Origin of the sequence: Caenispirillum bisanense, from assembly GCF_039523075.1 — a bacterium.
Taxonomy (GTDB): Bacteria; Pseudomonadota; Alphaproteobacteria; order Rhodospirillales; family Rhodospirillaceae; genus Caenispirillum; species Caenispirillum bisanense.
In genome coordinates this window covers 26,510-51,923 of sequence record NZ_BAAAEP010000010.1, presented here as the reverse complement: position 1 = coordinate 51,923, position 25,414 = coordinate 26,510, and the positions used below count along the sequence as shown (strand labels likewise).

General features: G+C 72.6%; 23 protein-coding genes. 15 read left to right on the top strand and 8 right to left on the bottom strand.

Annotated elements, in window-relative coordinates:
- Nucleotides 1-56: 56 nt before the first annotated feature.
- Both ABD056_RS06800 and ABD056_RS06795 read right to left on the bottom strand, forming a co-directional pair.
- Complete coding sequence (locus ABD056_RS06800; protein ID WP_343865663.1) at nt 57-392, bottom strand: hypothetical protein; 336 nt, start codon at nt 390-392, stop codon at nt 57-59.
- A gap of 264 nt (nt 393-656) precedes the next feature.
- On the bottom strand, nt 657-866 hold the full coding sequence (locus ABD056_RS06795) for a ribbon-helix-helix protein, CopG family (protein ID WP_343865661.1): 210 nt from the start codon (nt 864-866) through the stop codon (nt 657-659).
- Nucleotides 867-1,120: 254 nt separating this feature from the next.
- On the opposite strand from ABD056_RS06795, the gene ABD056_RS06790 reads away from it, so the two are divergent.
- Nucleotides 1,121-3,196 carry a transglycosylase domain-containing protein gene (locus ABD056_RS06790; protein ID WP_343865659.1) on the top strand — a complete coding sequence of 692 codons (2,076 nt, stop codon included), beginning with the start codon at nt 1,121-1,123 and terminating at the stop codon, nt 3,194-3,196.
- Here the strand turns inward: ABD056_RS06790 and thpR are convergent.
- From thpR to ABD056_RS06775, 3 genes are read right to left on the bottom strand one after another with little or no spacing between them, the layout of a single operon-like run.
- Nucleotides 3,172-3,798: an RNA 2',3'-cyclic phosphodiesterase gene (gene thpR, locus ABD056_RS06785; protein ID WP_343865658.1), complete on the bottom strand. Its 627-nt coding sequence runs from the start codon at nt 3,796-3,798 to the stop codon at nt 3,172-3,174. The two genes, ABD056_RS06790 and thpR, sit on opposite strands and share 25 nt — an antisense overlap.
- A 45-nt stretch (nt 3,799-3,843) precedes the next feature.
- Nucleotides 3,844-4,983: an FIST signal transduction protein gene (locus ABD056_RS06780; RefSeq protein WP_343865656.1), complete on the bottom strand. Its 1,140-nt coding sequence runs from the start codon at nt 4,981-4,983 to the stop codon at nt 3,844-3,846.
- Between the two features lie 12 nt (nt 4,984-4,995).
- Nucleotides 4,996-5,616 carry an arylesterase gene (locus ABD056_RS06775; protein ID WP_343865654.1) on the bottom strand — a complete coding sequence of 207 codons (621 nt, stop codon included), beginning with the start codon at nt 5,614-5,616 and terminating at the stop codon, nt 4,996-4,998.
- A gap of 127 nt (nt 5,617-5,743) precedes the next feature.
- On the opposite strand from ABD056_RS06775, the gene ABD056_RS06770 reads away from it, so the two are divergent.
- The 3 genes from ABD056_RS06770 to ABD056_RS06760 are packed head-to-tail and all read left to right on the top strand — an operon-like array spanning nt 5,744 to nt 9,710.
- Nucleotides 5,744-6,406, top strand: coding sequence for an ABC transporter ATP-binding protein (locus tag ABD056_RS06770; protein ID WP_425545014.1), 663 nt, complete (start codon nt 5,744-5,746; stop codon nt 6,404-6,406).
- The gene (locus tag ABD056_RS06765) at nt 6,403-7,143 is read left to right on the top strand and encodes a class I SAM-dependent methyltransferase (protein ID WP_343865650.1); all 741 of its coding nucleotides are present in this window, start codon (nt 6,403-6,405) and stop codon (nt 7,141-7,143) included. The genes ABD056_RS06770 and ABD056_RS06765 overlap by 4 nt, the downstream gene beginning before the upstream one ends.
- Nucleotides 7,140-9,710, top strand: a complete 2,571-nt coding sequence (locus tag ABD056_RS06760) for an ABC transporter permease (protein WP_343865648.1) — start codon at nt 7,140-7,142, stop codon at nt 9,708-9,710. Before ABD056_RS06765 ends, ABD056_RS06760 begins: the two co-directional genes overlap by 4 nt.
- Nucleotides 9,711-9,805: 95 nt before the next feature.
- On the opposite strand, the gene ABD056_RS06755 is transcribed toward ABD056_RS06760, so the two are convergent.
- From ABD056_RS06755 to dnaK, 3 genes are all read right to left on the bottom strand, one after another.
- Complete coding sequence (locus tag ABD056_RS06755; protein WP_343865647.1) at nt 9,806-10,204, bottom strand: hypothetical protein; 399 nt, start codon at nt 10,202-10,204, stop codon at nt 9,806-9,808.
- Nucleotides 10,205-10,348: 144 nt separating this feature from the next.
- Complete coding sequence (gene dnaJ / locus ABD056_RS06750; RefSeq protein WP_343865645.1) at nt 10,349-11,494, bottom strand: molecular chaperone DnaJ; 1,146 nt, start codon at nt 11,492-11,494, stop codon at nt 10,349-10,351.
- 87 nt (nt 11,495-11,581) lie between these two features.
- Nucleotides 11,582-13,525 carry a molecular chaperone DnaK gene (gene dnaK, locus ABD056_RS06745; RefSeq protein WP_343865643.1) on the bottom strand — a complete coding sequence of 648 codons (1,944 nt, stop codon included), beginning with the start codon at nt 13,523-13,525 and terminating at the stop codon, nt 11,582-11,584.
- Between the two features lie 296 nt (nt 13,526-13,821).
- On the opposite strand from dnaK, the gene ABD056_RS06740 reads away from it, so the two are divergent.
- The 11 genes from ABD056_RS06740 (at nt 13,822) to ABD056_RS06690 (ending at nt 25,373) form a co-directional block, all read left to right on the top strand.
- A complete protein-coding gene (locus ABD056_RS06740) occupies nt 13,822-14,145 on the top strand; it encodes a hypothetical protein (protein ID WP_343865641.1) in 324 nt (107 codons plus the stop codon).
- 82 nt (nt 14,146-14,227) lie between these two features.
- Nucleotides 14,228-14,476: a DUF1178 family protein gene (locus ABD056_RS06735; protein ID WP_343865639.1), complete on the top strand. Its 249-nt coding sequence runs from the start codon at nt 14,228-14,230 to the stop codon at nt 14,474-14,476.
- Nucleotides 14,477-14,480: 4 nt separating this feature from the next.
- Nucleotides 14,481-14,885 (top strand): hypothetical protein, encoded by a 405-nt coding sequence (locus ABD056_RS06730; protein ID WP_343865638.1) that lies wholly within the window; start codon nt 14,481-14,483, stop codon nt 14,883-14,885.
- A 2-nt stretch (nt 14,886-14,887) separates the two neighbouring features.
- The gene (locus ABD056_RS06725) at nt 14,888-15,274 is read left to right on the top strand and encodes a VOC family protein (protein WP_343865637.1); all 387 of its coding nucleotides are present in this window, start codon (nt 14,888-14,890) and stop codon (nt 15,272-15,274) included.
- Nucleotides 15,275-15,328: 54 nt separating this feature from the next.
- Nucleotides 15,329-15,817, top strand: a complete 489-nt coding sequence (gene tsaE / locus ABD056_RS06720; RefSeq protein WP_343865636.1) for a tRNA (adenosine(37)-N6)-threonylcarbamoyltransferase complex ATPase subunit type 1 TsaE — start codon at nt 15,329-15,331, stop codon at nt 15,815-15,817.
- On the top strand, nt 15,810-16,826 hold the full coding sequence (locus ABD056_RS06715; RefSeq protein WP_343865635.1) for an aminoglycoside phosphotransferase family protein: 1,017 nt from the start codon (nt 15,810-15,812) through the stop codon (nt 16,824-16,826). The genes tsaE and ABD056_RS06715 overlap by 8 nt, the downstream gene beginning before the upstream one ends.
- Entirely contained in the window at nt 16,823-17,587 is a 765-nt protein-coding gene (locus ABD056_RS06710; protein ID WP_343865633.1) for a nucleotidyltransferase family protein, read from the top strand. The genes ABD056_RS06715 and ABD056_RS06710 overlap by 4 nt, the downstream gene beginning before the upstream one ends.
- A gap of 40 nt (nt 17,588-17,627) precedes the next feature.
- Nucleotides 17,628-18,383: a metallophosphoesterase family protein gene (locus tag ABD056_RS06705; RefSeq protein ID WP_343865631.1), complete on the top strand. Its 756-nt coding sequence runs from the start codon at nt 17,628-17,630 to the stop codon at nt 18,381-18,383.
- Nucleotides 18,384-18,403: 20 nt separating this feature from the next.
- Nucleotides 18,404-21,418, top strand: a complete 3,015-nt coding sequence (gene addB / locus ABD056_RS06700; protein WP_343865629.1) for a double-strand break repair protein AddB — start codon at nt 18,404-18,406, stop codon at nt 21,416-21,418.
- Entirely contained in the window at nt 21,415-24,909 is a 3,495-nt protein-coding gene (gene addA / locus ABD056_RS06695; RefSeq protein ID WP_343865627.1) for a double-strand break repair helicase AddA, read from the top strand. Before addB ends, addA begins: the two co-directional genes overlap by 4 nt.
- The gene (locus tag ABD056_RS06690; RefSeq protein WP_343865625.1) at nt 24,906-25,373 is read left to right on the top strand and encodes a GNAT family N-acetyltransferase; all 468 of its coding nucleotides are present in this window, start codon (nt 24,906-24,908) and stop codon (nt 25,371-25,373) included. The genes addA and ABD056_RS06690 overlap by 4 nt, the downstream gene beginning before the upstream one ends.
- Nucleotides 25,374-25,414: the final 41 nt, after the last annotated feature.

Here is a 25,414-nt window from a genome sequence, read left to right as displayed (position 1 = left end):
TTCGGCGCAAGGCGCTATCCCAAAGGATGATCCGCGGCGGCCCCGGCGCCGCCCCGTCAGCCGGCCGCTGCGTCTTCGCCGGTGCGCAGCAGAAGGTCGTTTATGAGGTCCTGCGCCATGCTCCAGGCCACGGCGCAGCCGCTGCGGTCGCCGAGGCAGGTGCGCAGGGCATAGGCCAGCGCCGCCACGGTCAGCCGGTCGCGGTCGCTGAGGTGGTAGGCGTGACTCGGCGCGAAGAACAGCGGCACCAGCAGGGCCGCCGCCTCGTCATCGTCGGTGGTGGCGCCGACGAGGGTCAGCGCCTCGCGCAACACACTCTCGACGGCGCGGGTTCGCCAGCGGGCCAGGGGCGAGGGCGGAGGACCGGCGGGCGGCAGGGGGTGGGGAGTCATGGGGCGGTCCTCGATCAGCAGATGGGCACAGCGCAGCAACCGCCATGCCAGCCGGCCGCCGCCCGACTCTGCTGCAATCCCCGGCCCTTGGATGGTGAGCAGGAAGGCCGATTCCGCAAGCCGCGGTGCAAAACGCGAAACCGCCGGCGCCCGAGGCAGCCGGCGGTTGCGTCACTGGCACGGCTGCCACCGGCCGGACGGACCGACCTCAGCGGTGACAGGCGCAGGATCGGGACGTGTCGCCCAAGGCGACGACGGATGGAGTTATTCGCCGACGACGCGCAGGAACACCCGTTCCTCGCGCGCTTCGTCCAGTCTCGCCAGGCTGAGGGCGAAGTCCTCGCGGCTTGCCACGTATTCGGCGACAGCCTCGCGCAGGCAGTCCTCGACCGACTGGCCGGCGTCGCGCGCCAGGTCGGACAGGCGGCACATGAGCGCCGCGCCCAGGGTGTCAGAAAACTTCGTCTCGCTCACCACCGCCGCTCCTCAGTCGGTGAAGTCGTTGAAAAAGCTTTCCCTCGTGCGACTCGCCGGTCTTTGGTCCCCGTGCCGGCTTGCGTCTGAGGTGGGAACTCTACATTCTCTGCCACCAATCGCAAACCCCAACTACACCCTATGGTCAAGCCAACCTACTGCCGAAGGCGCAGGACGTGAGGATTACCAACGAGTCGGTTCCCCCCGCTGCGGAGGGCGTGTCGTCTGTCGACAGGCCCCGCGACTCGGGAGGATTGCGAGTCACCCTGGAGGACCGGCTGCCCACCAGCAGTGCCGGCAGCCGCGACTCGGCGCCGGTGCGCCGCCGCACCGGCAAGAAGAAGGAGCCCGTCGCCGCCCGCCCCGCCGCTGCCAAGCCGCGACCGGTGGCGGCGGAGCCTGCCCGCCCGCGACGGCCGCGCCCCGCCGCCGTCGAGCCGGCCGCCGATGACGGCGGCTCCGGCAACGGTGGTGGTGGCGGTGGCAACGGCGGCCGCGGGCCGCGTCGCAACGACGGCCGGCGCGGCAGCGGCCCGCGCCGCCGGCGGCGGTCGTGGGGCTGGGCGCTGGTACGGTGGACGCTGACCCTCGGCGTCTGGGGCATCGTCGCCGGCCTCGCGGTGCTGGCGTGGTTCGCCTACGACCTGCCGCGGGTGGACGACGTCGACGTCATCACCCGCCGCCCCGGCGTCACCGTGGTGGCCGCCGACGGCACCCAACTGGCGAGCTTCGGCGATGTCTACGGCGCCGTGGTGACCGTCCACGACGTGCCGCCCTATCTGGCCCAGGCCATCCTGGCGACCGAGGACCGGCGCTTCTACGGCCACTTCGGCCTCGACGTCATCGGCCTGGCGCGTGCGGCGGTGGTCAACTACCGCGCCGGGCGGGTGGTGCAGGGCGGGTCCACCATCACCCAGCAGGTGGCCAAGAACCTGTTCCTCACCCACGACCGCACGGTGAAGCGCAAGGTGCAGGAAGTGCTGCTGGCGCTGTGGCTGGAGCAGCGGTTCACCAAGGACCAGATCCTCACCATCTACCTCAACCGCGTCTACCTGGGGGCCGGCGTCTATGGCATGGAGGCGGCGGCGCAGCGCTACTTCGGCGTCTCCGCCCGCAACGTCAGCCTGTGGCAGGCGGCCATCCTGGGCGGGCTGATGAAGGCGCCCAGCCGCTACAACCCCGTCGCCAACCCCGACCTGGCGGCGGGCCGGGCGCGCGAGGTGCTCAACAACATGGTGGTGGCCGGCTGGCTGCAGCCGGACCAGGCCCAGCAGGCGGCCCAGGGGCTGGCGGTGGACGGGCTGCGGCGCGGCTCGCCGGGGCGCCACTTCGCCGACTGGGTGATGGACAGCCTGGACGGCTACATCGGCAAGGTCGACAAGGACCTGACCGTCGTCACCACCCTCGACCCCAAGGTGCAGGCGGTGGCCGAGGCCGCCGTCGCCGAGGCGCTGGCCCAGGAAGGGGCGGAGCTGAAGGTCACCCAGGCCGCCGCCGTGGTGCTGGCGCCCGATGGCGGCGTGCGGGCCATGGTCGGCGGCCGCGACTACGGCTCCAGCCAGTTCAACCGCGCCGTCCAGGCCCTGCGGCAGCCGGGTAGCGCCTTCAAGCCCTTCGTCTTCGCCGCCGCCCTGGAACTCGGCCTGACGCCGGAGCAGCTGATCACCGACGGGCCGATCACCGTCGGCACCTGGAGCCCCGCCAACTTCAACGGCCGCTTCCTCGGCCCCATCACCCTGACGGAGGCCATGGCGCGCTCCACCAACACGGTGGCGGTGCGGCTGGCGCAGCAGGCGGGGGTGGAGCGGGTGCGCCGCGCCGCCACCCGCTTCGGCATCACCACCACCATCGCCAAGGATCTGTCCATCGCCCTCGGCACGGCGGAAACCTCGCTGCTCGACCTGACGGGCGCCTATGTGCCCTTCGCCAACGGCGGCTGGGGGGTGGTGCCGCACGGCATTGCCGAGATCCGCACCCGCGACGGCGAGGTCATCTATCGCCGCAGCGGCGGCGGCACCGGCCGGGTGGCGGAGCCGACGGTGGTCAGCGACATGAACCGCATGCTGCGGGCGGTGATCGCCTCGCCGGCCGGCACCGGCACCGCCGCCCGCATCGCCGGCCGCGATGTCGCCGGCAAGACCGGCACCAGCCAGAACAACCGCGATGCCTGGTTCATCGGCTACAGCGCCAATGCCGTCGCCGGGGTGTGGATGGGCAACGACAGCGGCAGCCCCACCGCCAACGTCACCGGCGGCGGCCTGCCGGCGCGTACCTGGAAGCGCATCATGGAGGCGGCGGAAGCCCCCTACGCCCCCCGCCCCCTGCCCTGAGGCCCGGCCGCCTCGGCGGTGGCGGCGGCCTCGACGGGGGCGGCGGAGGCCGGGGCGGCGGCAGCGAGGTCCAGCGGGTAGTCGGCCTCGGCGGTATAGACCGGCCCGGTCCGTCCCAGCTCGCTGGAGAACAGGGTGAACCGCTCCACCCGGAACGGCGGGGCGCGGAACAGGTTATGGTGGGCGATGAAGTCCTGCACCTTGTGCAGCGGCGCCTGCTTCACCGACGCCAGGGTGACGTGGGGCTGGAACTTGCGCCGCTCCGGCTCCATCCCGGCGCTGACCACGGCGCGCTCCACCTTGTCGCGCAGGTGCAGCAGGGCGGGTTCCTTGTCCACCCCCGCCCACAGGGTATGGGCGCGGCTGCCGGCCTCGAACGAGCCGAGCCCGGCCACCGACAGCGGGAAGGCCGGCGCCCGCACCTCGGTCAGGGCGTCGTGGATGTCGTCGCACTGGTCCTCGTCCACCTCGCCGATGAAGCGCAGGGTGATGTGGTAGTTCTCGGGCGGGGTCCAGCGGGCGTTGGGGATGCCGCCGGTCAGCCGCTGCAGGGCGTCGCACAGGTCGGGCGGCAGGTCGAGACCGACGAAGAGGCGGATCATGGGAGCGTCCTTTTCCGGTCTGCAGGCCGGCGGCGGCGGTGATCCCTACAGGAACAGCGTCAGCACGCCGGAATGGGAATAGAGCCGATTATGGCTGATCTCGCCGCTGCCGAAAAAGCCGGTCAGCGGAACCGGGCCCAACTCTTCCGCAATAAGCCGGGCTTCGCGCGGGAACGCGCCGAACAGGGTACCGCCGCGCCCCTGGCAGCCGACATAAACGCCGCCGCGCGGCTGGCGGCCTCGCAGCCGGTCCTTCAGCCGCCGCAGCATCAGGCGCATGTCTTCCTCCACCGTGTCGGCATCGCGGCGCACGAAGCGCAGGCGGTCGCCAGCCCGCAGGATGGAGCCGGTGGCGATCCAGCCGGCCTTGGGGTCGATGGCGACCAGCGGCAGCACCGTGAAGTCGCCGCGGTCCGACCCCTCCACCGGCACGCCCACCCCCACCACGCCGGCCAGCCGGTGCAGCGCCTCGCGCGTGCGGGCGCCGGTCTCGCGGCACAGCAGGTCGAGCGGGCGGGCGCCGTCCAGCCGGGCCACGGCGGTACGGGCGGCCTCGGTCACCGTGTGCCAGGGGCCGAGCGGCCGGCAGCCCTGGCTCACCCCCACCACCGCCGGCACATGGCCGCTGAACAGCACGCCGGACAGGCCGCCGCGGGTGGGCAGCCCGGCCACCTGCAGCGGGGCGGAGGCATCGGCGGCATCGGCGGTCAGGCCGCCGACCAGGAAGCCCTCGGTCTGGTCCACCAGATCGTGGATGACGAAGGGCAGCGCGGCGTTTTCCGGGTCGCCGTGGACAAGGCCGAGCACCGGCGCCACCGGGCCGACCCAGTCCATCACCTCCTCGTCCAGGCTGTCGCCGTCGCGCATAAGGGTGGGCAGCAGCCGCCAGTCGTCGGCCGGCAGGTCGGCGATCATCACCGACAGGGCGGGGCCATCGTGTTCCTCCTCGCCGCAGCCGATGACGCCGGAGCCGACGGCGCCGACCCAGTGCTCGACGCCGGTGAACTCCCGCAGCACGGTCAGGATCACGCCGATGTCCCCGGCCAGCGGCCGGGTGGCGTAGAGGAAGCCCGGCCCGCGTCCTGCCGCCGCCGTCTCCTGCGGCAGGCGCGACAGGCAGTCGGCGATGCACGACCGCCAGTCGCTGCCGCGCCCGAGCGCGTGATGGAACCGCTCCCCCGTCATGCCTCCGCAGCCTCAGCCGCTTGTCTGGCGGGCCCGTTCGACCAGGGCCTCGACGTGCGGCAGGATGTTGTCGACCATAACCTGCACCCCTTCGGCATTGGGGTGCAACCCGTCCGATAGCAGATAGCGGTCCTGCAACGCCACCCCTTCCAGAAAGAAGGGATAAAGCGGCACGTCGAACCGCTCCGCCAGCCGGGGGTAGAGGCCGTCGAAGGCGGCGATGTATTCCGGGCCCAGGTTGCGCGGCGCATACATTCCCGCCAGCAGGGTCGGGATGTTGCGGTCGGCCAGGGATTGCAGGATGGCGGCCAGGTTTTCCTCCGCCTTCTGCGGCGGCAGGCCGCGCAGGGCGTCGTTGGCGCCCAGCTCGACGATCACCGCGTCCGGCGCCTCGCCGTCCAGCAGCCAGCCGAGCCGCGCCAGCCCGCCGGCGGTGGTGTCGCCGGAGACGCCGGCATTCACCACCCGCACCGCATGGCCGCGGTCGCGCAGGGCGGCTTCCAGGCGCACCGGGAAGGCATCGCCCGGCGGCAGGTTGTAGCCGGCGGTCAGGCTGTCGCCCAACGCCAGGATCTTCACGGTTTCGGCATCGGCGGCCTGGGCGCGGGCACCGTCGTTGACAACGGCGAACACGAGGCCAAATGTGCAGAGGGCTCGCAGCAGTGGGAATCGCATGACAAGAACTTCTCCGGCTTCTTCTACGGTTCAGACGGCGTCGTCTCAGCCCCCCTCCCGTTCCACCAACGCGCCGACCATCGATATGCGGTCCGTTCAGGTGACCTTGGAGGGGCCGGCCGGTCCGGTCAACATCCTGCGCGGGCTCGACCTGACGGTTTTCGCCGGCGAGGCGGTGGGCGTCGTCGGCCCGTCGGGCAGCGGCAAGTCGACCATGATGATGGTGATTGCCGGGCTGGAAAGGGCAACCTCGGGCCAGGTGATGGTCGCCGGCCACGACCTGTCGGCGCTGGGCGAGGACAAGCTGGCGCTGTTCCGCCGCGACCAGCTGGGCATCGTGTTCCAGGGCTTCCACCTGGTGCCGACCATGACGGCGCTGGAGAACGTGGCGGTGCCGATGGAATTCGCCGGCCGCAAGGACGCCTTCGAACGCGCCGCCGAGCAGCTGGAGGCGGTGGGCCTCGGCCACCGGCTCGACCACTACCCCGGCCAGCTGTCGGGCGGCGAGCAGCAGCGCGTGGCGCTGGCCCGCGCCTTCGCCGTGCGGCCGCGGGTGCTGCTGGCCGACGAGCCGACCGGCAACCTGGACCAGGACACCGGCGCCCACATCATGGACCTGCTGTTCGACATGGCGAAGCGCCACGGCGCCACCCTGCTGCTGATCACCCACGATCCCCGCCTCGCCGGCCGCTGCGACCGCGTGGTGTCGCTGCGGGACGGCCGCATCGCCGAGGCCCGCGCCGCATGACCACCGACAGCCTCACCGCCGCGAAGGGCCTGCCCGGCAACGCCTACAAGACCGACCACGCCCGCCGCTACGACGATACCATCCGCCGCGTCATCCCCGGCTACGACGCCCTGCACTCCATGACCGGCGTGCTGCTGCGCGATGCCATCCCCGACGACGGCCGCATCCTGGTGGTCGGTGCCGGCACCGGCGCCGAACTGCTGGCCTTGGGCGAGATGGGGCCGCAGTGGCGCTTCACCGCCTGCGACCCGGCGCCGGACATGCTGGCGGTGGCGCGCGAGCGGCTGGCCGGCCATCCGGTGGAGGCCCGCGCCGCCCTGCACGCCTGCATCACCGACGACCTGCCGGCCGGGGAGACCGCCTTCGACGCCGCCACCTGCCTGCTGGTCATGCACTTCCTGCCCGACGACGGCAGCAAGCTCGCCCTGCTGAAGAGCATCGCCGCCCGCCTGAAGCCGGGGGCGCCGCTCATCCTCGCCGACATGCACGAAGACCCGGCCAGCGAGCGCTGGCAGCGCATCCTGCGGGCCTGGGCCGGCTGGCAGAAGACCAACGGCATCGACCCGGTGATGGTTGAGCGCGGCCTGGAGCACGTGCGCCGCAGCGTCCACTTCGTGCCGCGCGCCCGGATGGAGGCGCTGTTCGACGAAGCCGGGTTCGAGCCGTCCATGGACTTCTGGCACGCCTTTCAGTTCGGCGCCTTCCTCACCCGCCGCAAGGCGGAGGCGGCGGCATGAGCGAGGCCACCGCCGGCCGCTCCGCTTCGACCGTCCGCGCCCCGCGCCGCTTCACCGCCCTGCCGGTGGCGTGGCGCTTCGCCCTGCGCGAGCTGCGCGGCGGGCTCAAGGGCTTCCGCATCTTCCTCGCCTGTCTGGCGCTGGGCGTCGCCGCCATCGCCGCCGCCGGCTCCATGAACCGGGCGGTGCAGACGGGGCTGGAGCAGGACGCCCGCATCCTGCTGGGCGGTGACCTGGAAATCGACATCAACTACCGCCCGCCGACGGCCGAACAGCTGGCGGTGATGGAAAGCTTCGGCCGCGTCTCCCGCAGCATCGAGATGCGCGCCATGGGCCGCACCGCCGACGACGGCACGCTGGTGCAGCTGAAGGCGGTGGACGACGCCTATCCGCTTTACGGCGCCCTTGAGCTGGCGCCCGACCGGCCGCTGATGGACACGGTGGCGGAGCGCGACGGCCGCCACGGCGTCGCCGTCGACCCGGCGCTGCTGGTGCGGCTCGATCTGGCGGTGGGCGACGTGCTGCGCCTCGGCGGCATCGACTATGAGATCCGCGCCACCATCGCCCGCGAGCCCGACCGCGCCAACACCCTGTTCGCCTTCGGCCCGCGGGTGATGCTGTCGATCCCGGGGCTGGAGGCCTCCGGCCTCATCCAGCCCGGCGCCCTGGTGGAGTACGAAACCCGCATCGCCACCGACCGCGCCGCCGCCCTGCGCCAGACCCTGGAGCAGCGCTTCCCCGACGCCGGCTGGCAGATCCGCGGGCTCGACCGGGCGGCGCCGGGGCTGGAGCGGTTCCTCGGCAACATCACCCTGTTCCTCACCCTGGTCGGGCTGACCGCCCTGCTGGTGGGCGGCATCGGCGTCGCCAATGCGGTGAAGGCCTTCCTCGACACCCGCATCAACACCATCGCCACCCTGAAGTGCCTGGGGGCGAGCGCCGAGCGCATCTTCCACATCTACCTCATCCAGATCAGCCTGATCGCCGCCCTCGGCATCGTCCTCGGGCTGGCGCTGGGCGGCGCGGTGCCGTTCCTGGCCGCCGGCTTCCTGCGCGACCTGCTGCCGGTGGAGGCGCGCACTGCCCTGTATGCCGGGCCGCTGCTGCAGGCGGCCGGCTTCGGCATCCTCACCGCCCTGGTGTTCGCCCTGTGGCCGCTCAGCCGCGCCCGCCGGGTGCTGGCCGCCGCCCTGTTCCGCACCGTCGTGGCGGTGCCGCGCGGCCGCCCCCACGGCGCCGACCTGGCGGCGCTGCTGGTGCTGGCGGCGGCCTTGGCGGCGCTGACGGTGGTGACGGCGGAAAACCGCGGGCTGGCGGCGTGGTTCGTGGTCGGCTCGGTGGTGACGCTCGGCCTGTTCCGGCTGGCGGCGAGCGGCGTACAGGCGCTGGCCCGGCAGCGGGCGCCGGGCTCGCGCGGCCGCCCCGGCCTGCGGCTGGCGCTCGCCAACCTGCACCGGCCGGGGGCGCCCACCGCCTCGGTCGTGCTGTCCCTCGGCCTCGGGCTGACGGTGCTGGTGGCGGTGGCGCAGATCGAGAGCAACCTGACCCGGCAGATCAACGAAAGCCTGCCGCAGGAAGCGCCGTCGTTCTTCTTCATCGACATCCAGCCCGACCAGATGGAGCCCTTCCGCCGGGTGGTGGAGGGGGTGGAGGGCGCCCGCATCCTGCAAAGCGCCGACATGATCCGCGGCAGCATCGTGCGCCTGAGGGGCGAGCCGGTGAACGAGGCCAGCGTCGACCCCGAAGTGCGCTGGGCGGTGCGCGGCGACCGCGGCCTCAGCAGCGCCGACCGGCCGCCTGCCAACGCCCGCATCGTCGCCGGCCAGTGGTGGCCGGAGGGGTACGACGGCCCGCCGCAGCTCAGCCTCGCCCGCACCATCGCGCAGGGGCTGGGCGTCGGCATCGGCGACACGGTGACGCTGAACGTGCTCGGCCGCGAGATCACCGGCACCATCGCCAACCTGCGCGACGTCGACTGGGGCACGCTGGAGATGAACTTCAGCTTCATCCTGTCGGAGAACACCCTGCGCGGGGCGCCGCGGTCGTTCATCGCCACCGTCGAGGCCCGCGGCGAGGTTGCCGACCGGCTGGAGCGGGCGGTGGCGGCGCAGCTGCCCAACGTGTCCGGCATCCGCGTCGATCAGGCGCTGGAGGCGGTGAACACGGTGATGGGCGCCGCCGGCAACGCGGTGCGGGCGGTGGCGGCGGTGACCCTGCTGGCCGGCGCCCTGGTGCTGGCCGGCGCCATCGCCGCCGGCCACCGCCGCCGCGTCTACGACGCCGTGGTGCTGAAGGTGCTGGGGGCGACCCGCCGCGACGTGCTGCGCGCCTTCCTGATCGAATACGGCATCCTCGGCGCCGCCACCGGCGTCATCGCCGTCGCCGTCGGATCGGTGGTGGGCTGGGCGGTGCTGACCTTCGTCATGCGCGGCGCCACCTGGGCCTGGGCGCCCGGCATGGCGGCCGGCACGGTGGTGCTGTGCATCGCCATCACCCTGGCGGCCGGCTTTGCCGGCACCTGGCGGGCGCTCAGCGTCAAGGCCGCGCCCCTGCTGCGCAACGAATAGCGGCGGCGGAGGCCAGAGCGCAGACAGCAAAAGGGCCGGCCCCGGATGCGGGGGCCGGCCCTTCCTGCGTCAGGCAGCGGGCGGGACAGGCGGCCTCAGCGGCCCTGGCCTTCCTGCGCCACCAGGGCGGCGCGGTCGCGGGCCATGCGCTGGTCCAAGTCGTTCAGCGCCGCCTGATACTGCTGCTCCACCGCCGACAGGTTGTCGAGGTACTGCTGGCGGGCGACGCCCGGCGACACCCCCTGCTTCAGGGCGGCGGCATAGCGGGAGAAGGCGGCATCGCCGGCATCGCGGTATTCCGCCTCCAGCCGGATCTGTTCCTGGGCGCGGGCCGCTTCCAGCTGGTTGAGCGACTGGATGTTGCGGGCCTGCAACGATTCCAGCGTCGCGGCATCGGGCGGCTGCTGGGCCAGGGCATAGGACACCGGAGCCAGGACGCAGCCGGTCAGCACAAGGGCGACGGTCAGGTCGGCAAGGTGACGGCGCAGGGTCATACTGGTCTTCCTCCCTCGGCGGATGGATCGGGGCGCGGGTGCGCTATGGCGTTACACTGGCTGGCAATTTTGCCGGAAAAAAGGCGCCGCGTCCCGAAAATGGAGGCGGCGCCGTGACCATTTGGTGGCGGGACCACCCCGCCGTCAGTCGGTAAGGTCGTCCCACAGTTCCTTCATGCGCTTGAAGAACCCGCTGCTTTCGGGGCTGGTGTCCTTCTCGCCGCCGGCGGCGGCGAACTCGCGCAGAAGCTCCTGCTGGCGCTTGGTCAGGTTGACCGGGGTCTCCACCGCCACCTGGATGAACATGTCGCCGCGCAGCGGGCTGCGCAGCACGCTCATGCCCTTGCCCTTCAGGCGGAACTGCTGCCCGGTCTGGGTGCCGGCGGGGATGGTGACCTTGGCGCGGGTGCCGTCGATGCTCGGCACCTCGATGGCATCGCCCAGCGCCGCCTGGGTCATGGCGATGGGCACCTTGCACAGGATGTTGGCGCCGTCGCGCTGGAACAGCCGGTGCGGCTTGATGGACAGGAAGATGTACAGGTCGCCCGGCGGCGCCCCGCGCATGCCGGCCTCGCCCTCGCCGGCCAGGCGGATGCGGGTGCCGTCCTCGACGCCGGCGGGGATGGTGACCTCCAGCGTCTTTTCCTTGTGCTTGCGGCCGGTGCCGCCGCAGTCGCCGCAGGGGTCCTTGATCGTCCGCCCCTCGCCGCCGCAGGTGGGGCAGGTGCGTTCGATGGTGAAGAAGCCCTGCTGCGCCCGGATGCGCCCGGCGCCGTGGCAGGTGCCGCAGGTGGAGGCGCCGGACCCGGCCTTGGCGCCGGTGCCCGAGCAGGTCTCGCAGCCGACCGAGGTCGGCACGGTGACCGTCGCCTTCTTGCCCTTGAAGGCGTCCTCCAGGGTGATTTCCATGTCGTAGCGCAGGTCGTGCCCGCGCTGGGCGCCGCCGCCGCCACGTCCGCGCCCGCCCATGGCGGCCCCGAACACCTCGTCGAAGATGTCGGCGAAGCCGCCGCCGAAGGCGGAGGAGAAGTCGAAGCCGCCGGCCCCCGCCCCGCCACCGCCGCCCTCGAAGGCGGCATGGCCGAAGCGGTCGTAGGCGGCGCGCTTCTGATCGTCCTTCAGGACGTCATAGGCTTCGTTCAGTTCCTTGAACCTGGCCTCGGCCGAGGCATCGCCCGGATTGCGGTCCGGGTGATACTGCATGGCCAGCTTGCGATAGGCCTTCTTCAGGTCGTCGGCGCTGGCACCCTTGGAGACGCCGAGAACCTCGTAGTAATCCCGCTTGCTCATCGCCGCTGTTCTGTTTTCTGGAATTTCCGAGGCAAAAGGTCGGACGGGCGGCCCGTGGTCCGGTGCCGCCCGCCGATCAGCGAAGGATTACTTGTGGTCCTTCTTTTCGTCGACCTCTTCGAAGTCGGCGTCGACCACCGTCTCGTCCGTCGACCCGGCGGCACCGGCACCGGCCGCGCCGGCACCCGCGGCACCGGCCGCCCCGGCACCGCCGGCGGCGCCGTCCTGCTGGGCCTTGTAGACCGCCTCGCCGAGCTTCATGGACGACTGCATCAGGGCGTTGGTCAGCTCCTTGATCTTCTCGGCATCGCCGGAGTCGAGGACATCCTTCAGCGCCTGCACGTCACGCTCGACCGCCTGCTTGTCGGCGGCGGGGATCTTGTCGCCGTATTCCTGCAGGTTCTTCTCGGTCTGGTGGATCAGGCTGTCGGCCTGGTTGCGGGCTTCGACCGCGGCGCGACGCTTCTTGTCGGCCTCGGCGTTGGATTCCGCTTCCTTCACCATGCGGTCGATGTCGGCATCGGACAGACCGCCGGAGGCCTGGATGCGGATGACCTGTTCCTTGCCGGTCGCCTTGTCCTTGGCCGAGACGTTGACGATGCCGTTGGCGTCGATGTCGAAGGTGACCTCGATCTGCGGCACGCCGCGCGGCGCCGGCGGAATGCCGACCAGGTCGAACTGACCCAGCAGCTTGTTGTCGGCGGCCATCTCGCGCTCGCCCTGGAAGACGCGGATGGTCACCGCCGTCTGGCCGTCCTCGGCGGTGGAGAAGGTCTGCGACTTGCGGGTCGGGATGGTGGTGTTGCGGTCGATCAGGCGGGTGAACACGCCGCCCAGGGTCTCGATGCCGAGGCTCAGCGGGGTGACGTCGAGCAGCAGCACGTCCTTGACGTCGCCCTTCAGCACGCCGCCCTGAATGGCCGCACCCATGGCGACCACTTCATCGGGGTTGACGCCCTTGTGGGGCTCGCGGCCGAAGAATTCCTTCACCGTCTCCTGCACCTTCGGCATGCGGGTCATGCCGCCGACCAGGATCACCTCGTTGATCTCGCTCGCCTTCAGGCCGGCGTCGGACAGCGCCTTGCGGCACGGCTCGATGGTGCGGCGGACCAGATCCTCGACCAGGGCTTCCAGCTTGGCGCGGGTCAGCTTGATGTTGAGGTGCTTCGGGCCGGACTGGTCGGCGGTGATGAACGGCAGGTTCACTTCCGTCTGCATGGAGCTGGACAGCTCGATCTTCGCCTTTTCCGCAGCTTCCTTCAGGCGCTGCAGGGCGAGGCGATCCGAGCGCAGGTCGATGCCCTGCTCCTTCTTGAACTCGTCGGCCAGGTAGTCGATGACCTTCTGGTCGAAGTCTTCACCGCCGAGGAAGGTGTCGCCGTTGGTGGACTTCACCTCGAACACGCCGTCGCCGATTTCCAGGATCGACACGTCGAAGGTGCCGCCGCCCAGGTCGTAGACGGCGATGATGCCGGTCGCCTTCTTGTCCATGCCGTAGGCAAGGGCGGCGGCGGTCGGCTCGTTGATGATGCGCAGCACTTCAAGGCCGGCGATGCGGCCGGCGTCCTTGGTGGCCTGGCGCTGGCTGTCGTTGAAGTAGGCCGGGACGGTGATGACCGCCTGGGTCACCTTCTCGCCCAGGAAGCTCTCGGCCGTTTCCTTCATCTTCTGCAGGATGACGGCGGAAATCTGGCTCGGCGAATACTTCTTGCCGCGCGACTCGACCCAGGCGTCGCCGTTGTCGCCCTCGACGATCTGGTAGGGGACGAGGCCCTTGTCCTTCTGCGCGGTCGGGTCGCTGTAGCGGCGGCCGATCAGGCGCTTGATGGCGAACAGGGTGTTTTCCGGGTTGGTCACGGCCTGACGCTTGGCCGGCTGCCCGACCAGCTGCTCGCCGGATTCGGTGAAGGCGACCATGGACGGGGTGGTGCGCGCGCCTTCGCTGTTTTCGATGACGCGGACGTCCTTGCCCTCCATCACGGCCACGCACGAGTTCGTGGTGCCGAGGTCGATACCAATCACCTTGCTCATGATGTCACCTCTCGTTGCGGCAGGTCTGGCGCGGCCCTCTTCCGGGAAGGCACCGTCGGAGACCCCCATGGGTTTCACGCGAACAGGAACAGTCCGCACCGAAGGATGCCGATGCGGAACGGCCACGTATATAGGCAAAGGCCCTTCCGGCCGCAACAGTCCCGACCACGGGGGGCGCCATCCTACCGCGGTCGCAGGGTGGCTGGACGGAAGCGATAGCGGCCCCGGCGCCCCTGTGCGGCTCCGCCGGCAGGTGATAGCCTGCCGCCGTTTATCTGCTTCTCTGGGGGACCATCATGAAGCGTAGCCTTGCCGGCCTGCTGGCCGGAGCCACCCTGCTGGCCGCCGCTCCGGCCGTCGCGCAGGACCTGGTGTTCGACCTGCACAACCGGTCCAGCGTCGTGCTGCTGGAACTGTACGTGAGCCCGGCGCACCAGAACACCTGGGGCGCGGACATCCTGGGCGTGGACGTGCTGCGTCCGGGCGAGTCGGCCGCCGTCACCATCGCCGACGGCGAGACCACCTGCGTCTACGACATGGGCTTCAAGGGCGAGAACGGCGAGGAACTGGTCGAGGAAGGCATCGACCTCTGCTCGCTGGGCTCCTACACCCTGCAGTAAGCGCGGTTGGTGGTTCATTTCCCCTGTCGCGTGGCGGTATAAGCTGAGGCAGCCATACTGTCCGCGACGGGGGAGACCGCTCATGATCCGCTATACCCTGCAATGCAGCCAGGGCCATGCCTTCGACCAGTGGTTCGACAACATGGCCGACTACGACGCCCGCCACGCCGACGGCAGCCTCAGCTGCCCGGACTGCGGCGACACCGCCATCAGCAAGGCGCTGATGGCGCCCGCCCTGGGCGCCGCCGCCCGCACCCCGGCCATGCCCGCCCTGCCGCCCTGCGCCGGCGGCGGCTGCGGCGGCGGGGTCTGCCCGGCCATGGCGGACTGATCCGGTGGGCGGCCTGCCCAAGGCGCGCGTCATCCTGCGGCTGGATGCCATCCTGTCGGCGCTGACCGGCCTCGCCCTGCTGGGGCTGGCGCCCTTTCTGGCCGGACCGCAGACCCTGGTGCTGTGGCCGCAGGCGGCCGGCATCCTGCTGCTGGCCCTGGCAGCGGCGCTCGCCACCCCGGCGGCGGCGGGGCCGGCGGCGGCGCGCGTGGTGTGCGGCGCCGGCGCCATCGCCAACCTGGGCACCGCCGCCGTGGTGGTGGGCGCCCTCGGCGGGGCCTCGGCGGCCTCCCTCGGCGGGGCGGCGGCGGCCGGGGCGGCGCTGCTGGCGGTGGTGCGCCTCGCGCTCGGGGTGCTGGAAGCCCTTTACTGGGGGCGCCTGAAGGGAGCGGCGGCACCGCCGGCCTGACCATGCTCGACCACATCTCCGTCACCGTCTCCGACATGGCGCGCGCCACGGCATTCTGGGATGCGGTCATGGCCGCCCTCGGACAGCCTTGCGTCGGCCGCAGCGACGACTGGGCCGGCTATGGCCTGCGCGCCGATGCCGACCACCCGCAGCGCTGCTACATGTCCTTGTTCCTGGCCGCCGGCGGGGTGACCGCCGACCGCCGCCACTGGTGCTTCAAGGCGCCGTCGCGGGCGGCGGTGGACGCCTCCCACCCCGCCGGCGTGGCCCATGGCGGGCGCTGCGACGGGCCGCCGGGGCTGCGGCCGCACTACCACCCCGGCTATTACGCCGCCTTCCTGTGCGACCCCGACGGCAACCGCATCGAAGCGGTGTGGCACGGCGGCTGAGGCCCCGCCGCCTGCCCATTGCCGCCGCGCGCCGCCGCCGCTACAACGGGAGCCATGAGCCAGCCCGATCCCGCCGCCGCCGCCGTCTCCCTGATCCTGCCCGACGAAGCCGCCACCGCACGGCTGGCGCAGGCGCTGGCCGCCGTGGCGCGGGCCGGCGACGTCATCGCCCTGCGCGGCGACCTGGGCGCCGGCAAGACCGCCTTCGCCCGCGCCTTCGTCCGCGCCCGCCTGGGCGATCCGGCGGCCGAGGTGCCGTCGCCCACCTTCACCCTGGTGCAGACCTACGACGACGACGCCTGCGACGCCGGCATGTGGCACTTCGACCTCTACCGCCTGGAAAGGCCGGAGGACGCCCTGGAACTGGACCTGGAAGACGCCTTCGCCGACGGCCTGTGCCTGATCGAGTGGCCGGACCGGCTGGGCGGCTACCTGCCGCGCCGGCGGCTTGACCTCACCCTCACCATCCGGCCGGAGGGCGCGGCGCGCGATGCCGTGCTGACCGGGCCGGCGCACCTTGTGGAGGCCGCGCGCCATGCTTGAGACCCTGACCGAGGCGCGGGCGCCGCAGGTGGCGGAGTTCCTGCACCGCAGCGGCCGGCACGACGCGGCGGTGACGCTGCTGGCGGGCGATGCCTCGTTCCGCAAGTACTTCCGCATCGCCACGCCGTCGCACGGCATCGAAGTGCTGATGGACGCGCCGCCGCCGCAGGAAGACATCCGCCCCTTCGTCCGCATCGCCCGCCACCTCTGCGGCCTCGGCCTGTCGGCGCCGCGCATCCTGGCCGAGGACGAAGCCGCCGGCCTGCTGCTGCTGGAAGACCTGGGCGACGACACCTACACCCGCCTGCTCGCCAAGGGGCAGCCGGGGGAGGCCGACCTCTATGCCCTGGCGGTGGACGTGCTGATCGCCCTGCACCGGGCGGCGGCGCCGGCCGCCGGCGTGCCGCCCTACGACCTGCAGCGGCTGCTGACCGAGGCCAGCCTGCTCACCGACTGGTACGTGCCGGCCACCCAGGGCGACGACGCCCTGACTCACGCCGACCGCGCCGGCTGGCTGGCGGCGTGGCGTGATGCGCTGGCGGCGGTGGACGGCGCGGTGCCCGATGCCCTGGTGCTGCGCGACTTCCATGTCGACAACCTGATGCTGCTGCAGGACCGCGACGGCATCGCCGCCTGCGGCCTGCTGGATTTCCAGGACGCGGTGATCGGGCCGGTGACCTACGACCTCATGAGCCTGCTGGAAGACGCCCGCCGCGACATCGACCCCGCCCTGGTCGCCGCCATGACCGACCGCTACCTCGCCGCCTTCCCGGCCCTCGACCGCGCCGGCTTCGCGGCCAGCATGGCGGTGCTGGGGGCGCAGCGGCACGCCAAGGTGATCGGCATCTTCACCCGCCTGTGCCGGCGCGACGGCAAGCCGCAGTACCTGCGCCACATCCCGCGCGTCTGGCGGCTGTTCGAGCGCAGCCTGAGCCATCCGGCGCTGGCGCCGGTGAAGGCCTGGGTCGACACCCACATCCCGCCGGCCCGCCGCACGGTGCCGCAATGACCGCCGGCCCCGGCTCCCGCCCCGGCTCCCCCGTCGCCGCCGCCATGGTGCTGGCGGCCGGGCTCGGCACCCGCATGCGGCCGATCACCGACCACACGCCCAAGTGCCTGGTGCGGGTGGCGGGGCGGACGCTGCTCGACCGGGCGCTCGACCGGGTGGCGGAGGCCGGCGTCGGCCATGCGGTCGTCAACCTGCACCACCACGCCGATCAGGTGCGCGCCCACCTCGCCGCCCGCACCGCGCCGCCGCCGCTGCGGCTGTCGGACGAGAGCGGGCTCTTGCTGGAAACCGGCGGCGGGCTGAAGAAGGCGCTGCCGCTGCTGGGCGACGGCCCGTTCCTGGCCTGCAACAGCGACGTCATCTGCCTGAACGGCCCCGACGCGCCGGCCTTCCGCCGGCTGGCCGATGCCTGGGACGATGCCGCCATGGACGCCCTGCTGCTGCTGGTGCCGACGCCGCAGGCGCACGGCTACGACGGCCCCGGCGACTTCGCTCTCGACCCCGACGGCCGGCTGCGGCGGCGGGGAGAGGCGGCGGCGGCGCCCTTCGTCTATTCCGGCGCCATGGTCTGCCACCCGCGCCTGTTCGCCGGCGCCCCGGACGGCGCCTTTTCCATGAACCTGCTGTTCGACCGCGCGCTGGCCGCCGGCCGCCTGCACGGGCTGGTGCATGATGGTGCGTGGTATCACGTCGGCACGCCCGCGAGCATCGCCGCCACCGAGCGACTGATGGGGGCAGACAGCCCCGCCCCCGCCCGCTAGACTGCCTGCCGCGGCACGCCTGAGGCGGGAGGGGAAGGGGTTGCGCATCGCCGTTCTGTCCGACATTCACGGCAACCTGCACGCCCTTGATGCCGTGCTGGCCGACCTGCGGCTGCAGGCGCCGGACCTGGTGGTCGACCTGGGCGACAGCCTCTCCGGCCCCCTGCGCCCGGCGGAGACGGCCGACCGGCTGGCGGGGCTCGACCCGGTGGCCATCCGCGGCAATCACGAACGCCAGATGCTCACCCTCGGCATTGACGAGATGAATGCCTCCGACTCCCGCACCTGGCCGCGTCTGGCCTCCCGCCACCGCGAGCGGCTGCGCGCCCTGCCGGCGACGCGGTCGGTGGCGGACGGCGCCGTGCTGCTGTGCCACGGCAGCCCCGACGACGACCTTTGTTATCTGATGGAGGAGATCACCGCCGACGGCACGGTGGTGCCGGCGGCGCCCGCCACCGTGGCGGCGCGGCTGGGTGCGGCGGCCGATCATGCCGTGGTGCTGTGCGGCCATACCCACCTGCCGCGCCAGCTGCGGCTGCCCGACGGCGGGCTGGTGGTGAACCCCGGCAGCGTCGGCCTGCCCGCCTACCGCGACGACCGGCCGCGTCCGCATGTGGTGGAGACCGGCAGCCCGCACGCCCGCTATGCCCTGGTGGAGCAGGACGGCGCCGGCGGCTGGCGGGCTCGCTTCCGCACCATCGCCTACGACTGGCAGCGTTCCGCCGGCGAGGCCCGCGCCGCCGGCCGCCCCGACTGGGCGCACGCCCTCGCCACCGGCCGCGCCCCCGCCGCCTGAGCCTCCTGCCGAGAGCCGTCATGACCGCCGCCGTCGCTGCTGCCGCCACCGTCCGCACCATTGCCCCGCACCGTCCGTTCCTCGACGTGCTGGCGGCCGGCATCCTGGCCGATACCGGCGGCGACCCGCTGGCGCTGGCGGAAGGCACCGTGCTGCTGCCCACCCGCCGCGCCTGCCGGGCCTTGCGCGAGGCGTTCCTGCGGCGGTCCGGCGGGCGGCCGATGCTGCTGCCGCGCCTGCTGACCTTCGGCAATCTGGACGAGGACGAGACCCTGTTCGCCGCTTTCCAGCGCGACGGCTCCGCCCCCGACCTCGACCTGCCGCCGCCCATCGAGCCCATGCAGCGGCTGCTGGCGCTGACCCGGCTGGTGATGGCCATGCCGCTGCCCGGCACCGACGAGAAGACGCCGCCGGAACAGGCCGCCCGGCTGGCGGTGGAACTGGGCCGGCTGCTCGACCAGGTGCAGACCGAGCGGCTGTCGTTCGACGGCCTCGCCACCCTGGTGCCGGAGGAATACGCCGAGCACTGGCAGATCACCCTGCAGTTCCTCACCGTGCTGACCCGCTTCTGGCCGGAGTATCTGGCCGATGCCGGGCGCCTCGACCGGGTGGAGTGGCGCAACCGCCTGCAGCAGATGCAGGGGGAGGCGTGGACGCAGGCGCCGCCCAAGGGCTGGGTCATCGCCGTCGAGACCGCCCGGCCGACGCCCGCCGCCGGTGACCTGCTGGCCTGCATCGCCCGCCTGCCGCGCGGGGCGGTGGTGCTGCCGGGGCTCGACCTCGGCTTGGACGATGCGACGTGGGAGGCGCTGGAACAGAGCCACCCGCAGCACGGCCTCAAGCTGCTGCTGGCGCGCTTCGGCATCGACCGCATGACGGTTACTGAATACCACCCGGAGGTGATGCCCGCCGCCCCGGTGCCGCCCGACCGCCTGCGGCTGGTGTCGGAGGCCATGCGCCCGGCCGCCACCACCGATGCCTGGCGCGACATGGCGCCGCTGGCGCCGCAGGCGGTGGCGGGCGTCACCCGGCTGGATTGCCCGACCCCGCGCGAGGAAGCGACGGCCATCGCCCTGATGATGCGCGAGGCGCTGGCGAGCCCCGACAAGACCGTCATGCTGGTCACCCCCGACCGCGACATTGGCCGCCGCGTGGCGGCGGAGCTGAAGCGGTGGGAGGTGGAGATGGACGACTCCGCCGGCCGCCCCCTGCGCGGCACGCCGCCCGGCGTCTACCTGCGGCTGCTGGCCGATGCGGTGGCTTCCGACCTCGCGCCGCTGCCGCTGCTGGCGCTGCTCAAGCATCCGCTCAGCGGCGGCGGCGAGAGCCTGCGGTGGTTCCGCGACAAGGTGCGGCGGCTGGAACGGCTGGTGCTGCGCGGCCCGCGCCCGGCGCCGGGCATCGCCGGCCTGAAGGCGGTGCTGGTGCAATACGACGGCACGCCGCACGAGGAAACGGCGCAGCGGCTGTCGCGCTGGCTCGACCGGCTGGCCGCCACCCTGCGCCCGTTCACCGACCTGATGGCGGCCGAGGCGGTGGCGGTGCGCGACATCGCCGATGCCCATATGCGGGTGGCCGAAGCCCTGGCCGCCACCGACGAGGAAAGCGGGCCGCAGCGCCTGTGGGCCGGCGCGGCCGGCGCGGCGGCGGCGGAATTGGCGGTGGACCTCGCCAACCACGGCGCCATCCTGCCACCGGTGCGGCCGTCGTCGTGGCCGGCGCTGTTCGAATCGCTGGCGACCGGCGTGCAGGTGCGCCCCGACTACAGCCTGCACCCGCGCCTTGCCATCCTCGGTCTGATCGAAGCCCGCTTCATGCAGGCCGATCTGGTGATCCTCGCCGGCCTGAACGAGGGCACCTGGCCGGAAGACCCCGGCCATGACCCGTGGATGAGCCGCCCCATGCGCGACCGCTTCGGCCTGCCGCGCCCGGAATGGCGCACCGGCCTGTCGGCGCACGACTTCGCCCAGGCCTTCTGCGCGCCGGAAGTGGTCATCACCCGGGCGGAGCGGGTGGAGGGGGCGCCGACGGTGCCGTCGCGCTGGCTGCTGCGGCTGGAGACGGTGATGCGGGCCGGCGGCCTCGACCCCGCCGAATGGCAGGCGCGCGGCCTGCACTGGCTTGACTGGGCCCAGGGCATCGACCGCCCGGCGCGCATCGAGCCGGCACCGCGCCCGGCGCCGCGCCCGCCGGTGGCGGCGCGGCCGCGGCGGCTGTCGGTCACCAAGATCGAGAAGTGGATGCGCGACCCCTACGCCATCTATGCCGAGCACGTCCTGGGCCTGCGCGCCCTCGACCCGCTGGATGCCGACCCCGGCGCCGCCGATTACGGCTCGCTGGTCCACAAGGCGCTGGAAACCTTCATCCTGCGCCACCCCGACGCGCTGCCGGCCGATCCGCTGGAGGCCCTGCTCGCCATCGGCCGCGAGGTGTTTGAGGCGCACATGGCGCAGCCCGGCGTCTGGGCCTTCTGGTGGCCGCGGTTCGAGAGCGTGGCGCGCTGGTTCGTGGCGCAGGAAGCGGCGCGGCGGCCCCACCTCCACACCCCCTTCGTGGAGTGCAAGGGCAGCTTCACCTTCGACGCCCCCGGCGGCCCCTTCACCCTGACCGCCACCGCCGACCGCATCGACCTGCTGCACGACGGCAGTCTGGCGATCCTCGACTACAAGACCGGCATGCCGCCGTCGCCCAAGGAAGTGGCGGCGGGCTATGCCCCGCAGCTGCCGCTGGAAGCGGTGATCGCCGAGCGCGGCGGCTTCGAGGGCGTGCCGGCGCGGCCGGTGTCGGCGCTCACCTACTGGCGGCTGAAGGGCGGCGATGCCGGCGGCGAGGACCGCCCCGCCCACAAGGACAAGACCCCCCACGATCTGGCGGCGGAGGCGCTGGCCGGGCTGCAGGCGCTGGTGCGGGTGTTCGACGATGCCGACACCCCTTACGAGGCGCGGCCGCACCCCGACTTCGCGCCCGCCTACAGCGACTATCTGCATCTCGCCCGCGTCAAGGAATGGGCTTCGGGCGGCGGAGACGGCGAATGACCTTGTCCACCTCCACGCCCCCCTCCACGCCCGCCGCCTTCGACCCGGAAATCCCGCAGCGCCGGGCCGCCCGCGCCGATGCGTCGGTGTGGGTGGGGGCCTCGGCCGGCACCGGCAAGACCAAGGTGCTGACCGACCGCGTGCTGACCCTGCTGCTGGCCGGCACGGCGCCGGACAAGATCCTCTGCCTCACCTTCACCAAGGCGGCGGCGGCGGAGATGTCCACCCGCCTTGCCAACCGGCTGGCGCTGTGGACCACCCTGTCCGACGCCGACCTGACGGCGCAGCTGACCAAGCTGCTCGGCGCCGCTCCGGCGGCCGGGCAGGTGCGGCTGGCGCGACGGCTGTTCGCCCGCGTGCTGGACGTGCCGGGCGGCATGAAGATCCAGACCATCCACAGCTTCTGTCAGGCGCTGCTGCGGCGGTTTCCGCTGGAGGCCGGCGTCGCCCCCCACTTCGAGGTGATGGACGACCGCGATGCCGCCGAGGCCATGGCCGAAGCGCAGGAGTTCGTGCTGTCGCGCGCCCGCGCCGGCGTCGACTGGGAGCTGGCGGAGGCGCTGGCGGCGCTCACCCGGCTGGTCCACGAGATGAAGTTCCCCGACCTGCTGGCCGAACTGGCCACCCAGCGCGGCCGCATCCGCCGCATGCTGGAGCGCCACGGCGGCCTTTCCGGCGCGGTGGCGGCGGTGTGCGGGACGCTGGGCGTGGCGCCGGGGGAACGGCCGGTCGACGTCATCACCCGCGCCTGCGCCGACGACGCCTTCGATGCCGCCGGCCTGCGCCTGTGCATCGCCGCCCTGCAGGCGGGCAGCGCCAAGGATTGCGAGAAGGCCGACGTGATGGCGGCCTTCCTGGCCGGCGACGGCGCGGCGCGGGCGGTGGCCTGGACCGACTGGTGCGGCGTCTTCCTCACCGCCAAGGGCGAGGTGCGCAAGACCCTGGCGACCAAGGCCGCCCTCAAGGCCAACCCCATGGCCGAGGACATCCTGGCGGCGGAGGCGGAACGCCTGTGCGCCCTGGCCGCCCGCATCCGCGCCTGCGCCGTCGCCGCCGCCACGGCGGCGCTGCTGCACATCGCCAGCGCCGTGCTCGGCCGGTACGAAGGGTGGAAGCGGTCGCGCGCCCGCATGGACTACGACGACCTGATCCAGACCGCCCGCCGCCTGCTGGAAGACGAAGGCCGCGCCGCCTGGGTGCTCTACAAGCTGGACGCCGGCCTCGACCACCTGCTGATCGACGAGGCGCAGGACACCAACCCCGACCAGTGGGCGGTGGTCGGCGCCATCACCCGCGAGTTCTTCTCCGGCGTCGGCGCCCGCGAAGGGGTGACGCGGACAGTGTTCGCGGTCGGCGACCGCAAGCAGTCCATCTACAGCTTCCAGGGCGCCGACCCCGATGCCTTCGAGCACATGCGGGCGCTGTTCGCCGACCATGTGCCGGCCGCCGGCGCCACCTGGGACGAGGTGCCGCTGGAGTTCAGCTTCCGCTCCGCCCCGGCGGTGCTGGAGGCGGTGGATGCGGTGTTCACCTCCTCCGCCGCCCAGGACGGCGTCGTGCTGCCCGGCGAGGCGGTGCGCCACATCCCCTTCCGCCGCGGGCAGGGCGGCATGGTGGAGGTATGGCCGCCGGTGCTGCCCACCGATCTGGCCGAGCCGGACGCCTGGAAACCGCCCATCGAGCGCATCACCGGCGACAGCGCCCAGACCCGCCTCGCCCGGCTGGTGGCGCGGCGCATCGACGCCATGGTGCGCGGCGGCGAGCGGCTGGACAGCGCCGACCGCCCCATCCGCCCCGGCGACATCATGGTGCTGGTGCGTCGCCGCGGTCCCTTCGTCGAGGATCTGGTGCGGTCGCTGAAGGAACTGAACGTCGAGGTGGCGGGCGTCGACCGCATGGTGCTGACCGAGCAGATGGCGGTCATGGACCTGATGGCGCTCGGCCAGTTCCTGCTGCTGCCCGACGACGACCTGACGCTCGCCTGCGTGCTGAAGGGGCCGCTCGTCGGCCTGAGCGAGGAGCAGCTGTTCGATCTGGCGCACGGCCGCAAGGGCCGGCTGTGGGCGGCGCTGTCGGAGCGGGCCGGCGCCGACGATGCCTTCGGCCGCGCCTACGACGCCCTGGCCGACCTGCTGCGGCGGGCCGACTTCCTGCGTCCGCACGAGCTTTATGCCCATGTGCTGTCCGGCCCGCTGGAAGGGCGGCGCAAGCTGCTCGGCCGCCTGGGGTGGGAGGCGGAAGACCCCATCGACGAGTTCCTGTCGATGACACTCGCCTTCGAACGCACCCACGCCCCCAGCCTGCAGGGCTTCCTGCACTGGTTCGAGACCGGCGCCACCGAGATCAAGCGCGACCTGGAAAGCGGCGACCGCGACGCCGTGCGGGTGATGACCGTCCACGGCTCCAAGGGCCTGCAGGCGCCCGTGGTGTTCCTGCCCGACTGCATGCAGATGCCGGCCACCGGCCCGACCCTGCTGTGGCACGGCGACGGCGAGGACAAGCTGCTGCTGTGGCCCCCCAACTCCGAGGCGGCGGAGGAGGTCTGCCAGGGCCTCAAGGACGCCGCCAAGCTGGCGCGTGAGCGGGAATACCGCCGCCTGCTCTACGTCGCCATGACGCGGGCGGAGGACCGGCTGATCGTCTGCGGCTGGGAAACCCGCAAGGCCCGTCCCGCCGGCTGCTGGTACGATCTCATCACCGCTGCGGTGAAGCCTCTGGCGACGGAGGCGGAGGACGCCTTCCTGGCCGCCGCCGGCGAAACCGACGGCGCCGCCGTGCTGCGCCTCGTCTCGCCGCAGAAGGCGCCGCCCGACCGCGTCCGCCCGGCCCGCGCCGAGGAAGAGGCGCGCGAGCCGCTGCCCGCCTGGATGCGCGCCGCGCCGGGGGCGGAGCCGCGTCCGCCGCGTCCGCTGGCCCCCTCCGCCCCGGTGCAGGAGGAACCGCCGGTGCGCTCGCCGGTGGGGGCGGAGGCGCAGCGGGAGCGGGTGCGGTTCCAGCGCGGCCGCCTCATCCACCGCCTGCTGCAAAGCCTGCCCGACCTGCCGGAAACGGCCCGACCGGCGGCGGCGGAGCGGTTCCTCGCCCGCCCGGCCTGGGACCTGCCGCCGGAAGACCGCGCCGCCATCGCCGCCGAAACCCTGGCGGTGCTGGAAGAAGCCGATTTCGCGCCGCTGTTCGGCCCCGGCTCGCGGGCGGAGGTGCCCATCGTCGGGCTGGTCGGGCGGCATGTGGTGTCGGGTCAGGTCGACCGGCTGGTGGTCACCGACGACGCCGTGCTGGTGGTCGACTACAAGACCAACCGCCCGCCCCCCACCGCCGTCGCCGACGTGGCCGACGCCTACCTGCGGCAGATGGCCGCGTACAGGGGGGCGCTAAAGGACCTGTACCCCGGCCGGCCGGTGCGCTGTGCTCTGCTCTGGACCGACGGCCCGCGCCTCATGGAGCTGCCGCCGGACCGCCTGGACATGCTGATCGAGGAGATGGCCCGATGACCCGCCGCGACCTGCCCGCCGTGCAGATCCGCGACGCCGAGCCCTTCCACGAAGCCGACTGGCGCGCCCTGTGGGCGGACTACGTCGCCTTCTACAAGGCCGACGTACCGGAACGGGTGACCGCCTACACCTGGAACCGCATCCTCGATCCCGCTTCGCCGGTCAACTGCCTGATGGCGGTGGATACCGCCAGCGAACGGGTGATCGGCTTCGCGGTCACCGTGCTGCACGACGGCACCTGGTCGGAAAAGCCGGTGTGCTACCTGGAAGACCTGTTCGTCGCCCCGGCGGCGCGGGGCAAGGGCGTGGCGCGGCGGCTGATCGAGACGCTGGCCTGCCGTGGCCGCTCGCGCGGGTGGCATCGCCTCTACTGGCAGACCCATGCCGACAACACCGCCGCCCGCGGCCTGTACGACAAGCTGGGGCGGCTGACCAGCTTCGTCCGCTACGACCTCGATCTCTGAGCGGCCCCCGCGCGGGCGGGCGGCACCGGCGGGCGCCATGC

Excerpts from the sequence above, each read along its gene's own strand:
- ABD056_RS06800 (WP_343865663.1), bottom strand. The coding sequence starts at position 392 with ATGACTCCCCACCCCCTGCCGCCCGCCGGTCCTCCGCCCTCGCCCCTG.
- thpR (WP_343865658.1), bottom strand. The coding sequence starts at position 3,798 with ATGATCCGCCTCTTCGTCGGTCTCGACCTGCCGCCCGACCTGTGCGAC.
- ABD056_RS06780 (WP_343865656.1), bottom strand. The coding sequence starts at position 4,983 with ATGACGGGGGAGCGGTTCCATCACGCGCTCGGGCGCGGCAGCGACTGG.
- ABD056_RS06770 (WP_425545014.1), top strand. The coding sequence starts at position 5,744 with ATGCGGTCCGTTCAGGTGACCTTGGAGGGGCCGGCCGGTCCGGTCAAC.
- ABD056_RS06765 (WP_343865650.1), top strand. The coding sequence starts at position 6,403 with ATGACCACCGACAGCCTCACCGCCGCGAAGGGCCTGCCCGGCAACGCC.
- ABD056_RS06760 (WP_343865648.1), top strand. The coding sequence starts at position 7,140 with ATGAGCGAGGCCACCGCCGGCCGCTCCGCTTCGACCGTCCGCGCCCCG.
- ABD056_RS06755 (WP_343865647.1), bottom strand. The coding sequence starts at position 10,204 with ATGACCCTGCGCCGTCACCTTGCCGACCTGACCGTCGCCCTTGTGCTG.
- dnaJ (WP_343865645.1), bottom strand. The coding sequence starts at position 11,494 with ATGAGCAAGCGGGATTACTACGAGGTTCTCGGCGTCTCCAAGGGTGCC.
- dnaK (WP_343865643.1), bottom strand. The coding sequence starts at position 13,525 with ATGAGCAAGGTGATTGGTATCGACCTCGGCACCACGAACTCGTGCGTG.
- ABD056_RS06740 (WP_343865641.1), top strand. The coding sequence starts at position 13,822 with ATGAAGCGTAGCCTTGCCGGCCTGCTGGCCGGAGCCACCCTGCTGGCC.
- ABD056_RS06735 (WP_343865639.1), top strand. The coding sequence starts at position 14,228 with ATGATCCGCTATACCCTGCAATGCAGCCAGGGCCATGCCTTCGACCAG.
- ABD056_RS06725 (WP_343865637.1), top strand. The coding sequence starts at position 14,888 with ATGCTCGACCACATCTCCGTCACCGTCTCCGACATGGCGCGCGCCACG.
- tsaE (WP_343865636.1), top strand. The coding sequence starts at position 15,329 with ATGAGCCAGCCCGATCCCGCCGCCGCCGCCGTCTCCCTGATCCTGCCC.
- ABD056_RS06715 (WP_343865635.1), top strand. The coding sequence starts at position 15,810 with ATGCTTGAGACCCTGACCGAGGCGCGGGCGCCGCAGGTGGCGGAGTTC.
- ABD056_RS06710 (WP_343865633.1), top strand. The coding sequence starts at position 16,823 with ATGACCGCCGGCCCCGGCTCCCGCCCCGGCTCCCCCGTCGCCGCCGCC.
- addB (WP_343865629.1), top strand. The coding sequence starts at position 18,404 with ATGACCGCCGCCGTCGCTGCTGCCGCCACCGTCCGCACCATTGCCCCG.
- addA (WP_343865627.1), top strand. The coding sequence starts at position 21,415 with ATGACCTTGTCCACCTCCACGCCCCCCTCCACGCCCGCCGCCTTCGAC.
- ABD056_RS06690 (WP_343865625.1), top strand. The coding sequence starts at position 24,906 with ATGACCCGCCGCGACCTGCCCGCCGTGCAGATCCGCGACGCCGAGCCC.